General features: G+C 48.9%; 14 protein-coding genes. 3 read left to right on the top strand and 11 right to left on the bottom strand.

Features of this window, described 5'->3' with window-relative positions:
- Positions 1–50: 50 nt before the first annotated feature.
- The 4 genes from ruvB to L0M14_RS19835 form a co-directional block, all read right to left on the bottom strand.
- A complete protein-coding gene (ruvB, locus tag L0M14_RS19820) occupies positions 51–1,058 on the bottom strand; it encodes a Holliday junction branch migration DNA helicase RuvB (protein ID WP_235118323.1) in 1,008 nt (335 codons plus the stop codon).
- A gap of 31 nt (positions 1,059–1,089) precedes the next feature.
- Complete coding sequence (gene ruvA / locus L0M14_RS19825; RefSeq protein ID WP_235118324.1) at positions 1,090–1,722, bottom strand: Holliday junction branch migration protein RuvA; 633 nt, start codon at positions 1,720–1,722, stop codon at positions 1,090–1,092.
- Positions 1,719–2,222: a crossover junction endodeoxyribonuclease RuvC gene (gene ruvC / locus L0M14_RS19830; RefSeq protein ID WP_235118325.1), complete on the bottom strand. Its 504-nt coding sequence runs from the start codon at positions 2,220–2,222 to the stop codon at positions 1,719–1,721. The genes ruvA and ruvC overlap by 4 nt, the downstream gene beginning before the upstream one ends.
- 163 nt (positions 2,223–2,385) lie before the next feature.
- Positions 2,386–3,069, bottom strand: a complete 684-nt coding sequence (locus L0M14_RS19835; RefSeq protein WP_235118326.1) for a BofC C-terminal domain-containing protein — start codon at positions 3,067–3,069, stop codon at positions 2,386–2,388.
- A 214-nt stretch (positions 3,070–3,283) separates the two neighbouring features.
- Between L0M14_RS19835 and L0M14_RS31180 the strand changes: the two genes are divergently transcribed.
- Both L0M14_RS31180 and sigW read left to right on the top strand, forming a co-directional pair.
- On the top strand, positions 3,284–3,418 hold the full coding sequence (locus L0M14_RS31180; RefSeq protein ID WP_260115374.1) for a hypothetical protein: 135 nt from the start codon (positions 3,284–3,286) through the stop codon (positions 3,416–3,418).
- Positions 3,419–3,589: 171 nt separating this feature from the next.
- Complete coding sequence (gene sigW / locus L0M14_RS19840) at positions 3,590–4,201, top strand: RNA polymerase sigma factor SigW (RefSeq protein ID WP_235118327.1); 612 nt, start codon at positions 3,590–3,592, stop codon at positions 4,199–4,201.
- 72 nt (positions 4,202–4,273) lie between these two features.
- Here the strand turns inward: sigW and L0M14_RS19845 are convergent, their stop codons facing one another.
- The 5 genes from L0M14_RS19845 to L0M14_RS19865 form a co-directional block, all read right to left on the bottom strand.
- Positions 4,274–5,953 carry a LysM peptidoglycan-binding domain-containing protein gene (locus L0M14_RS19845; protein ID WP_235118328.1) on the bottom strand — a complete coding sequence of 560 codons (1,680 nt, stop codon included), beginning with the start codon at positions 5,951–5,953 and terminating at the stop codon, positions 4,274–4,276.
- A 184-nt stretch (positions 5,954–6,137) separates the two neighbouring features.
- Positions 6,138–7,016 (bottom strand): prephenate dehydratase, encoded by an 879-nt coding sequence (gene pheA, locus L0M14_RS19850; RefSeq protein WP_235118329.1) that lies wholly within the window; start codon positions 7,014–7,016, stop codon positions 6,138–6,140.
- 48 nt (positions 7,017–7,064) lie between these two features.
- Positions 7,065–8,030 (bottom strand): homoserine kinase, encoded by a 966-nt coding sequence (gene thrB / locus L0M14_RS19855; protein ID WP_235122974.1) that lies wholly within the window; start codon positions 8,028–8,030, stop codon positions 7,065–7,067.
- A gap of 14 nt (positions 8,031–8,044) precedes the next feature.
- Entirely contained in the window at positions 8,045–9,331 is a 1,287-nt protein-coding gene (locus tag L0M14_RS19860; RefSeq protein ID WP_235118330.1) for a homoserine dehydrogenase, read from the bottom strand.
- Positions 9,332–9,358: 27 nt separating this feature from the next.
- Positions 9,359–9,844, bottom strand: a complete 486-nt coding sequence (locus tag L0M14_RS19865) for an ACT domain-containing protein (RefSeq protein WP_235118331.1) — start codon at positions 9,842–9,844, stop codon at positions 9,359–9,361.
- A 184-nt stretch (positions 9,845–10,028) separates the two neighbouring features.
- On the opposite strand from L0M14_RS19865, the gene L0M14_RS19870 reads away from it, so the two are divergent.
- Positions 10,029–10,538, top strand: coding sequence for an NUDIX domain-containing protein (locus L0M14_RS19870; RefSeq protein WP_235118332.1), 510 nt, complete (start codon positions 10,029–10,031; stop codon positions 10,536–10,538).
- Between the two features lie 68 nt (positions 10,539–10,606).
- Here L0M14_RS19870 and L0M14_RS19875 read toward each other — a convergent pair whose 3' ends face one another.
- Positions 10,607–11,632, bottom strand: coding sequence for a C40 family peptidase (locus L0M14_RS19875; RefSeq protein ID WP_235118333.1), 1,026 nt, complete (start codon positions 11,630–11,632; stop codon positions 10,607–10,609).
- A 517-nt stretch (positions 11,633–12,149) separates the two neighbouring features.
- On the bottom strand, positions 12,150–13,223 hold the full coding sequence (locus L0M14_RS19880) for an anthranilate phosphoribosyltransferase (protein WP_235118334.1): 1,074 nt from the start codon (positions 13,221–13,223) through the stop codon (positions 12,150–12,152).
- Position 13,224 lies beyond the last annotated feature (1 nt).

The following is a 13,224-nucleotide window of genomic DNA, read 5'->3' on the forward strand; positions in this document are numbered from 1 at the left end:
CAAGCATTTCTATCGAAGGAACCCGACCAACAAGGAATATGCACTCACTTCTACTTCTGCTCGGGCATAGGCAGTCCCAAGTGCTGGTAAGCCAGCGGCGTCACGGTACGTCCCCGGGGAGTCCGCTGCAGGAAGCCAATTTGCAGCAAATAGGGCTCATAGACGTCTTCAATCGTTTGCCCTTCTTCCCCGATTGTGGCGGCGATCGTTTCCAAGCCGACTGGCCCGCCCTGAAAGTTCTGAATGATCGCCCGCAGCATCTTGTGGTCGATCTCATCAAGCCCCAGGTCGTCGACCTGTATCAGCTTGAGTGCCGTGCGCGCGATGTCCAGCGTGATGATACCGTCGCCCTTCACTTGGGCGAAATCGCGCACCCGCTTCAGCAGGCGGTTGGCGATTCGAGGCGTCCCTCTCGACCGCATGCCGACCTCGCGGGCGGCTTCGCCGACGATCTGCACCTGCAGGATGTCGGCGGTGCGGCTCACAATATAGGTGAGCTCGTCCACGGTATAGTATTCGAGCCGGCTCACCACGCCGAAGCGGTCCCGCAGCGGCGCAGAGAGCAGGCCGACGCGCGTTGTGGCGCCGACCAACGTGAAAGCCGGCAAGTCCAGCCGCACCGAGCGGGCGCTCGGGCCCTTGCCGATAATAATATCAAGGGCGTAGTCCTCCATCGCCGGATACAGCACCTCCTCCACCGTACGGTGGAGCCGGTGAATCTCGTCGATGAACAGCACATCCCCCTCCTGCAAATTCGTCAGGAGGGCCGCCAAATCCCCCGGACGCTCAATAGCGGGTCCGGAGGTCGTTCGTATATTCACGCCAAGCTCATTGGCGATAATATTCGAGAGCGTAGTTTTGCCGAGTCCCGGAGGACCGTACAGAAGCACATGATCAAGGGCTTCTTTGCGCATTTTTGCCGCTTCGATATAGATCTTTAAATTCTCCTTGGCCTGCTTTTGACCGATATATTCAGCCAAATAACGGGGGCGCAAGCTGTACTCGATCGCTTGATCCTCCATCATCAAATTAGCGGAGATAATCCGGTCATTCTCCATGGGTCATCCTCCTTGCTTGCCGCTGTTAAATTTACATCGTATATAAGGCTTGCAGGGCAAGCTTCATAAGAACATCCACGGAATCAGAATCAGAAACCTTCAGCTTAATTTGAGCCCATGTTTTATCGGTCTCTGTCTCCGTATATCCAAGCGCCATCAACGCTTCCTTCGCTTCAGACCAGGCTTTACCGCCTTCCATGACTGACGAGCCAGCGGACGCTCCCAAATGAATGGAAGTCTCAAGTACGATCGAGCCGCTGACATGGCTGAGCTTGTCCTTCAGATCCAGAATAATCCGCTGCGCTGTCTTCTTCCCGATGCCAGGCAGCTTCGTCAGAAAAGCAACATTCTCTTGACTAATTGCATTAATCACATTTTCCGGCCTGCCTCCACCTGCCAGTATACCCAACGCAACCTTAGGCCCTATGCCTGTAACATCGAGCAATAGCCGAAATAACGACTGCTCCTCACGTGTTGGGAAACCAAACAGCAAATGCGCGTCTTCGCGCACATGATAATGGATGTACAGCGTAACATCCTCATCTTCTTTATGCGATAGCGCATAAGGATTCGGACAGAACACCCGGTAGCCTACGCCATGCACATCAATGACGGCGTATTCGCTTTCGCGAAACGCAACCTTCCCTCGAACAAAATCAATCATCGTTTCACGACCTTATTTATCATCGTTTGCATGGAGGATGAGTGGGCGTGACACACTGCAACAGCAAGTGCATCGGCCACATCATCCGGCTTAGGTACCGCTGAAAGCTTCAGGAACATCTTTACCATTTCCTGAACCTGATGCTTCTCTGCTTTCCCGTAGCCAACTACTGCTTGCTTCACCTGCAGAGGTGTATATTCGGCAATCGTGAGTCCTGCCTGGACACCTGCCAAAATCATAACCCCTCTAGCCTGAGCAACCGTAAAAGCCGTTGTCACGTTGCGGTTAAAAAATAATTTCTCTATCGCCATCGCATCCGGCTTGTATTTGTCGATTAGCTGCTGAGTCGCCTCATATACTTCCCTCAAACGAATGGAGGGGTCCGTATGCGCTTCCGTCTGAATGGATCCATACTGTACAGGAACCAGCTTGCTGCCGAGCTTGTCGATAAAGCCAAAACCAACGATGGCTATCCCCGGATCAATTCCTAGAATGCGCACAAGCTTCTCTCCTATCCCAAAAAAGCGAACATATGTATCATTGTCATTATAGCAGATAACAAAAAAAGAGATAGACCAGGTACAAGTCCCTGGCTATCTCAGACTGTTGATAAACGAAATGGAAGGCTCAGTAGTTGTCGGAATGGCGTAGTGGTGAGCAGCATTACTTCTCAACTGGATGGGACATAGCCCCTGCGCTTTCTTCGACCGCATAATCGCTGAATGTTGAAATCACACTATTATATTCTTCCATATCCGAGATGCGAATGCCCTCTCTTAGCTGTTTGACCGTCTCGCTAGGCAGGCTGCTCTCCAAATGTTGGATGTTTAGCTGGAAAAACGTTCGAATCACATTCTCCTTGCTTGGTGTCCCCTGAAATAATGACAAATTGCCGCTCTCGTCTAAGCTGAACACTGCATTTTCCTTGCAATTCGGAGACAAGTCTTCGACCTGCTCGGTAAAGGTCACTTCTCCCTGCGCGTTAATATCAAGTGTCCAATCGGGATGCTTGGTAAACTCCGACAGCATTTGCTCAGATGTCAGATGACCCAATGCTTGCCGTTCCTCACCGCATACATACGATTTAAGCAGATAGGTATCCCGGCTGTCCGTAATTCCTTTTATGGCGGCAATGGACTTTTGCCATTTCAAATCTTCCTCCGGCTTCACCGAGCCCATCGTCATGCGGGCCAGAATCCCAGGCTTATCCCTCTGCTGCCCCTCGAACCCAGAAGCAACCAGCAAATAGCCAGCCCCGCAAACGAATACAAACATACCCAGCGCCAACCAATTCCGTTTCCAACGCAGCTTTTTTTTCAAATGCTTAAAGAACCTCTGTACATTCAACTGAATCCCCTTCTATTCTTGTTTTTCTGGTATTCTTTCCATTTGCGTTGCCCTGTATACATCATTTACCATAAGAAAATACCTTTTGAGTTTATTAGAAGCAGGCTCACTTCGAATTTCACTTTATCGCTAGCTGCCTTTTGTAACTTTTTTGTAAACAATCTCGTAAAATATAGGAAGCCTACTTAGAAAAGAAGAGGGACGGTGAGTACCGATGAACCGTGGAAAACGAATGAAGCGTACAACGCTTCTGGTCATCGGCGTAATCCTGTTATGGGGGATAGTAGCTCTTTGGAATGAATACAAGCGGGAAGAAAGCGGTCTGGCTTCCCCCATTCAACAATGGTAAAAATCCCGTATTCAGGAAGCCATGACACGGAAAAGAGCATTCACGCCGCTTCGCGGTAACAGGAATTTGACTGTTGCTGTAGAAATGATATAGTCAAAGATAGATGAACTTTTCTCATACAATTTCAGCAATATCGATATACATGGTATATGAGCTAAGGAGGGGAACAGCATGAACGTAGCAGAGCTTCAATTGATACAGCTGTCGCGTACAGGTGACAGAAATGCTTTCGTAGAATTGGTGGAATTGTATCGCAGTAAAATCCAGAGACTTGCCTTTCGGATGCTGCATAACAAACCGGATTCAGAGGACATCGTACAGGAGACTTTTATCCGCGTCTATTTGAATTTGAACCATTACGATGAGAGTCAAAGCTTCTCCACCTGGATCTACAGGATCGGCAAGAACGTATGCATTGACCTGCTTCGCAAAAAGAAACCCGTCCATTCACTAGACGCAGAATTATCGGAGCAGGATGACGATTACAGTTATTACAGCAAGCTGGCCAGCGGTGACATATCTCCCGAGCACGCGGTGCTGCAATCCGAAGTTCAGGAGCATGTACAGAAATCGATCAGCAAGCTGGCCGACAAGTACAAGAGCGTCATCACTTTGTATTATCTAGAGGAGTTGTCCTTGCAGGAAATAAGCGAGAAGCTGGACCTGCCTGTTACTACAGTGAAAACGCGTCTGCACCGTGGACGCGAGCTGCTTCGGAAGAAATGGGGCATGAACTTTATTGTAAGTCTTCTTACCTTCTTCACAATCGGAGTTTTTGTATAATCGTCATATAGGCAAACGAAAGCAGCAGGCAAGAGCGACCTCCGTCGCTGCGCCTGCTGCTTTTTGCTTGCACTACACGTTAATCCACGGTAGGTTCGGTTTTGGTTCTACTCTCTCCGTACGAAACTGCTGTTTATTTACAAAATTTTGTAATGGGGATTTGCTGGAGCTTCTCGCTTTCCTTGTACTGTTCGCTCCGCTCCTGGCTGCTTTCCCGCTCTTTTTATCTTCTCGAATATCAATTTCTATTGTTTCTTCCTTGTTCGTCTCTTCTGCGAGCTCGTGAGTCTGGACCTGTGGCATGTGCGCAGCTCCAGCTTCCTGAGCAGGCGGGTAATAAGGCATTTGGTATGGATATTGATGCGTCGCGCCATATGCCGGCATCATTCCAGGGGGATATGCCGCTCCATCGTGCGACATAGGGAAGCCAGCAGGCGGGAATGGACTTTGCGGCATGCCCATCGGCATCACAACTGGCGGATAATGAGTTACCATACCCGGCTGCTGACCTTGCCAAGGCTCCGCAGGTGTCATGTGTCCGCCACAACCACATCCTCCGTCGCTAAATGGAAATGCCCCTGCTGGCCCTTCTGCCGGAACACCTGACCACGGAGCCTCATCGTGCGGCATTTCCGGCCACGGCATTTGTCCTGCTGGGTTCCATGGCGTATGCAGCATGTCATCGGTCGACTTCACTTCTGCGCCTTCCCATGGCATCTGCTGCATGTGCGCTGCTTGCGTCATATCCGGCATTTCCGGCATCTGCTGCATATTCGGCATCTGTTGCATCTGCTGCATGTGAGGCATCTGTTGCATCTGTTGCATCTGCTGCATGTGCGGCATTTGCGGCATTTGGGGCATAGCCGGCATTTGCTGCGCCTGCTGCATGTGCGACATTTCCGCCCAGTCAGGCAGAGCACCAGCTTCAACAGGCTCTTCCGATTCAGGGTAAGCGATCACTTCTGTCGCTTTTATGTGGAAGCTTTTGAAAGGATGTACCGCTTGTGTATAGGGTTCACTTAGTCCGAATTCCATATCGGGCTGAGACTGGCTCTCCGCAACAGGAGGTGTTACATTCCAGTCCGGTGTTTGCTGATAAGGCGTATGATCCATCATCGGTGCTAAAGGCATCGTAGAAGGCTGCATTGGTGACATCGGCATCATAGGGTTTTGCATGGACATCGACGGCGTCATCGGCATCATAGGATTCTGCATGGACATCGACGGTGTCATCGGCATCATAGGGTTTTGCATGGGCATCGAAGGTGTCATCGGCATGGACGGAGGCATAATCGGTGCTGTTCCCATGCTTGGTGTCATCGGCACAGGACTCTCAGCTATCGGCATCTGCTCCACGGGCTGCTGCACGATGGGCTCTGTCGACGGCTTGGATGGAGACGGCTGCCCAGCCTCCCCTGCTCCCATTTTAGGGATGTACACGACCTCTCCGGTCATTAATACATTCGGGTTTTTCAATTGGGGATTCGCTTTAATCATTTCATGAAGCGGAATATCCCATGCCTTTCCAAGCTTCCATAAGCTATCCCCTTGCTGAACAACATGCTTATACGCGAAGTCAACAGGCGGCGCCATCGGCTTCGGCTTGGAAGGTATTTTCACTTTCATGCCGACATCAATGGCATTTGGGTCCGCGATCTGCGGATTCAGAGCGATGATTTCATCCAGCTCCACGTTATACTTTTTAGCAAGTTCGTACAGGGTATCGCCTTTTTTGACAATATGGATTTTCAAGCCCTATACCTCCTTTAGTGGGTTCCACTCCGGGTACTGATTTCAACATGACATTACAGTTTATGCACAGATCTAGGCTTTTGACCTTCTTTCGGACAAAAAAATCCCTCACGTGCGTCATTCACACGAAAGGGATTCCTTTTTAAGGGTTCAAATTCCGAATTAGCGGTCGAGATTATGATGATCACGCCTCGGATTTACTTGTAAACAAATAGCTGGGATAGCTTCCCAAAATTCGCGATTGGCAGCCAATTGCCTCGATTTCCTGTATAGCTGCTTGCAGAAGCACAGAGTCTAAAGCTCCTTGAATATCAATGTAAAAGTAGTAATTGCCAAGCTTCTTCTTCGTTGGCTTTGATTCGATCTTGGATAGATTGATTCGTCTCCAGGCGAAGGCAGACAATACTTGATGCAGCGCGCCTGGGTAATCTTCAGGCAAAGTCACCAGTATCGTCGTCTTCATCTTGTCCGATTCCGGAAGCTCCTCGGCTTCCTTGCCTACTAACAGGAATCGGGTCATGTTGTCTTTGTGATCTTGAATTTCCTTTTGCAGGATGGGCACCTTGTAGCTCGCAGCTGCAACTGCAGGGCCGATAGCCGCAACCGTCGAGTCATTTTGAACCGTCGCTAGCCTTACACCTTCAGCCGTACTGCTCACTGCCTCAAATTCCGCACCACTTAAATACTTCTTAAAAAATTTGCTGCACTGCGCAGGCACGACATGGTGGGAAAGCACTTTGCGAATGTGCGAATAAGGATTAGAAGCATCCGGCTCCGGGTTTGGCTGAGGAAAACCGATCAAGTTCATGTCAATCGGGAATACATATTCAGCACGGATCGGCAAATCGACTTCATGAACCAGCCAGTCCACATGCAAATGCACGGATCCCTCCAGCGTATTCTCTATAGGAATGACGCTGAGGTCGGTTTCTCCGGATGCCGTAGCCATAAATACATCGGAAATCAGTTTAAACGGAACGTACTCAAATGCTTCTTCTCCGAGGAAATGCCGAGTTGCTTCCTCCGAGAATGTATTCGGACCTAAGAGCGCGACTTTTTTCATTGTCTGTTTCTCCTTAGAGCGTTCTTGGTAGTGCCCTGCTTGTAACAACTAACAACGCACACCTTGATTCTTAATCATCTCACTTAGCTGAGCATCATCAGCTCCGATGAATTGTACCGTAACCCCTTCACGGCTAGGCTTCAGCCATAACGCCTCAGCTTCAATATGTTCCGCTTTCAACGTATCCTTCAGGAACGCTTCCAGCTCTTCCTTGCGGCCGCTGCGGCTGTCCATAAGCGTTAGGATCGTCGGACCCGCACCGCTAAGAGCCGCGCCTAAGGCTCCGTGCTGAACCGCTTCTTCCAGTATTTTGCTCATACCGGGAATCAGTGGCGCACGGTATGGCTGATGCAGCGCATCCTTCATCGCGTGGCGAATCATATCCAGATTGCCTGTGCTTAGCGCTGCGACAAGCAGCGAAGAATGACTGAGGTTGAATACGGCATCTTTCATGGAAACCTGCTGTGGCATGACGCCTCTCGCCTTTTCGGTAGACAGCTGAAAGGCCGGAATGGCCACTAGGGCTTCCAAGTGTTCGTCAGGCTCTAAACGAATGTACTCCGCCCGGTCTCCATCCCAGAAAGCAACCACGATACCTCCAAACAAGCTGGCCCCTACATTGTCAGGGTGCTTCTCCAATCGGGTCGCAATCTGAAACAGCTGATCGTTTGAGAGCTTGTTATCAACTAATGCATTAGCTGCTGCCAACGCACCGACAATGGCGGAAGCGCTGCTGCCTAGTCCGCGTGTGAGCGGGATGTCGCTGTACATGGCAATCTCAAGCTCGGGGTGATGAACCCCGGCCTCTTCAAACACCATTTGAGCTACTTTGTAGATTAAATTGCTTTTGTCAGTTGGAAGTCCTTTCATTTGATCACCGATCAAGTGAAAGGATGTTTTCTCCGCAATCGCCATATCGATCCAGGCATATAAATTTAATGCCATACCTAAAGAATCAAATCCCGGTCCCAAATTAGCAGTGCTGGCTGGAACCTTCACTCTTACCTTACGCATACTCACTGGCCGGCTCACCCCTCTACGCGATAAACGCTTTTGATGGAATGAATCACGTCCATGGATTCAAATTGCTTAAGCACGTTCTTCATGCTGGCCTGGTTCGCGTCGTGCGTAATGATAATGATTTCCGCTTTCGGATTGCTCGTATTCGGATGCTGGAACACAGACTCCAGACTAACGTCATGCTGGGCAAAAATTTGTGTAATTTGAGCCAGAACGCCGGCCTTATCCTCAACATGCAGCAGGATGAAGTTCTTGGATTCAATTTGTTCGTCCGTTTTGAGCTTCTTTTCTTTATAAGGAGCCAGAACCGTTCTTCCGTTAACGCCCAGCTTGATATTTCTGGCAACAGCAACTAAATCCGCAACTACGGAAGTAGCGGTCGGAAGCTCTCCGGCACCCGGACCGTAAAACATGGTTTCCCCCACAGCTTCACCGTACACGTATACGGCATTGAATACGCCGTTAACCGAAGCGATTGGATGCGAGCTCTTCACCATAGTCGGCTGAACACTTACGGAAATATGTCCGTCATGATTTTCAGCGATTCCGAGCAGCTTTACTTCATAACCCAGCTTTTTACCGTATTGGATATCCTCTTTGCTTACTTGCGAAATTCCTTTTACCTCTACATCACTGAGTGCTACATTCGCATGGAAACCCAGTGTCGAAAGGATCGTCATTTTACGTGCTGCATCCAAGCCTTCCACATCAGAAGTCGGGTCAGCTTCGGCGTAACCAAGCTCCTGAGCTTCTTTCAGGACATCGGCATAAGCCGCCCCTTCTTGACTCATTTTCGTTAAAATGTAGTTGGTTGTGCCGTTCACGATTCCCATAATTTTTGTGATACGATCGGAAGAGAAGCCCTCTACCAGCGCACGGATAATCGGGATGCCTCCAGCAACGCTCGCTTCATAGAAGACATCGCAGCCTTTTTCAGCAGCCTTAGCCAAAATTTCGGCGCCGTGCAGCGCCATCAAATCTTTATTAGCTGTAACGATGTGCTTACCGTTATTGAGTGCTGTCAGGATGTGCTCTTTCGTTGAGCTCACTCCGCCCATTACTTCTACGACAACATCAATGTCCGGATCATTAATGACATCCCATGCGTTCTCTGTGAGCTTGTCCTGATCAACAGTAATACTCCGGCTCTTGCTTTTATCTTGAACAAGAATTTTGGCAATCTCAATCGGTGAGCCTGTTTGGCGCAGTAAATCCTCCTGATGTCCTTCTACGATTCGGACTACACCAGTTCCAACAGTGCCCAGTCCAAGCAATCCTACTTTAATCGGTTTCATATGACATACCTCCATCAAATTAGTAATCTAGCTGCCCTGACCAATAATGACAGCGCGTCTTACGCCTTCTTGCGCCTCAAAGCGATTCAGTAGCTCACGTATTTCTTCCCCCATCGAAGAGGTTTCTACGGAAATCACAACGTTAGCCATTCCTTGCAAGGGAATCGTCTGATGAATCGTTAGCACGTTTCCTTCCAGCTGGGCAATCATCGCAAGCACTCGAGAAAGAATGCCAGACCTGTGCTCCAGGTCCATGGAAATAGTGACGATGCGCTCCCTTTCCAGCTTGCTTAACGTGTGTATACCGTCCCTGTATTTATAAAAAGCGCTGCGGCTCAAACCAACCTGCTCAACGGCATCGTGAATGGTCTTCACTTCCCCGCGTGCAAGAAGCTCCTTGGCCTGCACGGTCTTCAGCACACCTTCGGGCAATATATCCTCCCGGATCAAATAATACCGTTCGTGACCCGCCTGTTTACTAGGATCAAATAGTTCCTTACTGTCAGATACCAAGGCAATCGTCCTCTCTAGAAAGACTGCTGTTTCTCTATAGTGGACATTATATCGAATTCACACGCTCGAAGCAATAGGCAATCCTTATTCCTTCCAACCTTCATTGCCGCTTCCGCTTTCCTTATGGTAAGCTGAATGAAATTCGGATTCAAGTTTACCTATGATAACAAGGAGGCTCCTGCTATTGATTACACTGCGCTTGATGTCCACGGCGCTCTTATGGAACAGCCGCAATGAGCTTCTTATGATGAAACGATCTTTAACCCGTACCTTGTCCCCCGGACTTTGGGCCGCTGTCGGAGGCCATCTTGAGCCGTCAGAGCTCAGTGATCCTCGGACTGCATGCTTAAGAGAAATTTATGAGGAAACCGGCATCGAAGCCGATGAAATCGCCGATTTGCATATGCAATACGTTCTGCTTCGGCTTAACGGACAAGAAATTCGCCAGCAGTTTTTCTATATCGGGTACACCGATAGTAACCCTCGAATTGTGACGCACGAAGGAGACCTATTCTGGATACCCCGGGATGAGGTCCTGGAACGACCCATGCCTTTTATTTTCCGGCGTCTCCTTGAACACTATTTTCAGACAGGCGACACCTCTCACCCTTGGGTCGGGAGCGCCGGTCTCGACGAGCAGCATGGAGATCCTACCGTTCATTGGAAGCCGCTGCTTGATCCATCACAAGTATAAATACAAAAGGACAGACAACGGAAACATTCCGAAGCCTGTCCTTTTGTTGTTGTCTGCTGAATCTTCTCTTACATGGCGCTTCCACCGAAGAGGAATCTGTACTCCCAATGGCGTCCTTCAATGGAGTCAATGCGAACTCCACCGCTATCCTTGGAATACGTATGAAGAATTTTACCGTCTCCCAGATAGATGGCCACGTGGGATATAGTAGCTTTTGATTTGTTAACTCCTGAATACGCGGATGCGCTTGTTCCTTTGTAATCCATAAAGAACATCAGATCTCCGGGCTTCAAGTTGTGCCAATCCGTCGTTGTTGACCCATTGGCTTTCACATAATTCCCTTGTGCTCTCGAGTCGCTTGGCAGTGTCAAGCCAATTCCATCCAGGAACGCTTGTCTGACAAAATCGGAGCAATCAAACGTGCTGGTATTGGATCTGCTTGAACCATATTCATAAGGTGTGCCCAGATACTTCTTGCCCGCTGCAATAACCTTCTGTGCTTTCTCACTGACAGACAAGTTACTCGAGCTTGAACCGGAATTAGAGCTCCCTCCGCTAGAGCCGCCAGACGCCACACCTGACGTCTGTATGTATTTTGAACTGGTGCTGATGTAGCCTTCACGGCCGTCGGATGCCTTGACCTTATACCACCAATCGTTCACCTTCTCCAAAACTTGAACAGTCTCTCCAGTCTTCAAATAGCGGATACGGCTGGAATTTGCATTTGGTTCAGTATGGAAATTCACGCTAGATACGATCCGTCCATTGCCCGATGCGGCTTGACTGGAGGATGAGCTTTGCGAGCTTGTGCTGGCATGGATATATTTATCGCTTGTAGAAACGTAACCGACTCGACCGGTTGAATCTTGAACCTTATACCACCAATTGTTCGTCTTCTCCAGGATGGTTACCTGCTCGCCTGCTTTCAAATAACGAATACGAGAGGAATTCTGATCAGGACTTTGTCTGAAACTTACGCTGCTTACAATCTGCCCCGATGTAGATGCAGCTAATGCCTGCTTAGGCGGAGCTGCCGTAATGGCTCCAAACGCAAGTGCGGGAACGAGCATAAACGTCAACAGTTGTTTTTTCATGATGAAAAGCCTCCTCAAGAAGTTTGGTCAATATTCAGCTTGCTTCATATGGGGATTCTGAATGGCTGTCGCCAATTGTTGAAACAGGGTATGGTAAAAGCATGTACTACATACATCGGAATCGCATGCACAATCTGATATACATAAATGTTGGTAGTTAATCTGGTAATCTAGTATGAATCCCGCTACTACATGGTAGCATAACCATTCTAAATCCTTTAGCTGTAACTTTTACCATTAGCGATAAATCAGCGCCAATTCTAGCTTTTTAAGCAATTTTTGAAGCAGCTTTTTATAGTATTCGTACGCTAAATCAGGTTTCAGAGGTTGCTAGAAAAACGGTTCCTATATACGACAGTTCCTATCCTCTACCCAGTGAAAATATTCCAAATATCCAAGACTAAGAATCTATCAATCGAAAATAATAGACATAAATTCAACAGAAGGGTTCCCATTTTATAGCGAAAAATAGCAAAAAAGCTGCCCACTAAGTGCATAGTCACTTAATAGAACAGCTCTAACCTGTTTGCTCCGAAGAGCTCTCGTCCTTCCGATGGAGGAAATCCTTGTATCGATTGGTTTGCTCCACCCAGCGCGTCAGCACCTTCTGAGCTTCCCTGCGTCTAAGCAGTGAATCCGCCAACTGGAAGCCCTCTTCGTAGCTTCCCACCTTGTCAAACCATTTCAACCGAAGTCCCGCGTTGAAAATGATATGGTCCCTCTCTCTTTTCAGCTCTGGCGAGTCGTCTCCGGCAATAATCCGCTGTAGGATCACCAGCTGCTCTTCTAGTTCCAGCGGAATCAATGGGGCGCTTTGAAAGCCGAATTTTTGCGGCTCGATCAGCAGAGATTCATCCCCCCAAGGCGTAACAATCCGAATTACGCTGTTCTGGGAAATAGGTAGATCCTCGGAGCCGTCAATGCCTTGAATCAGGTACGAATTTTGAAAGCCTGAGCGTACGGAAATGGGGACTAGCGCTTCCATTCCTTTTTTCTGATGAACACCAATAATCGCATTCGATGCAGATACCGGATTCAGAACCTGCTCAACCGTATTCATTATGGTTCGTAAGCCAATTTGTTCACGAACCTGCTTCAACCGTCCCATAGGTGGACATAGATGCTCAGTTCTTATAAATCCGATATGCGTGTGAAAAAGAATCGTCTCCCATGCCTTCGTAGGCAAATCCAATTCAACCCCAAAACTTTCCAGCATGGTCGTCATCGATATTCCCTGCTTTGGAGGAAGTGCATCCCCTCCTTGCAGGACCTGCGGGAACCCAACAGAAGCGAGCAAGAGGCTAACAGGCAAAGTAAGGGGGAGCGAGTGTCTGCCCTCAGATGGACCGGCACAAACAAGCGAGTCCTTGAAAGCTTGGTACCTCTTCGCATGACTGCGAAATACATCAACAAAGGCGGCTAGCTCCTCATGGACCTCCCCCTTCATGCAAAGGGCTATTAGAAAGGCGGCGCACTGCGCATCCGTAGATTCGCCACTCGCCATCACCCCCGCAGCCTGCACAGCCTCTTCATAGGTCAAATTTCTTAATGGAGATTGCCCGGAACCTATAGCTTGAATCCACTCCTTCACC

This window comes from Paenibacillus hexagrammi (assembly GCF_021513275.1).
Taxonomy (GTDB): Bacteria; Bacillota; Bacilli; order Paenibacillales; family NBRC-103111; genus Paenibacillus_E; species Paenibacillus_E hexagrammi.

What these genes read in the sequence shown, in the direction of transcription:
- ruvB (WP_235118323.1), bottom strand. Translation starts at nt 1,058, where the DNA reads ATGGAGAATGACCGGATTATCTCCGCTAATTTGATGATGGAGGATCAA.
- ruvA (WP_235118324.1), bottom strand. Translation starts at nt 1,722, where the DNA reads ATGATTGATTTTGTTCGAGGGAAGGTTGCGTTTCGCGAAAGCGAATAC.
- L0M14_RS31180 (WP_260115374.1), top strand. Translation starts at nt 3,284, where the DNA reads ATGAACCGTGGAAAACGAATGAAGCGTACAACGCTTCTGGTCATCGGC.
- sigW (WP_235118327.1), top strand. Translation starts at nt 3,590, where the DNA reads ATGAACGTAGCAGAGCTTCAATTGATACAGCTGTCGCGTACAGGTGAC.
- pheA (WP_235118329.1), bottom strand. Translation starts at nt 7,016, where the DNA reads ATGAAAAAAGTCGCGCTCTTAGGTCCGAATACATTCTCGGAGGAAGCA.
- thrB (WP_235122974.1), bottom strand. Translation starts at nt 8,030, where the DNA reads ATGCGTAAGGTAAGAGTGAAGGTTCCAGCCAGCACTGCTAATTTGGGA.
- L0M14_RS19860 (WP_235118330.1), bottom strand. Translation starts at nt 9,331, where the DNA reads ATGAAACCGATTAAAGTAGGATTGCTTGGACTGGGCACTGTTGGAACT.
- L0M14_RS19875 (WP_235118333.1), bottom strand. Translation starts at nt 11,632, where the DNA reads ATGAAAAAACAACTGTTGACGTTTATGCTCGTTCCCGCACTTGCGTTT.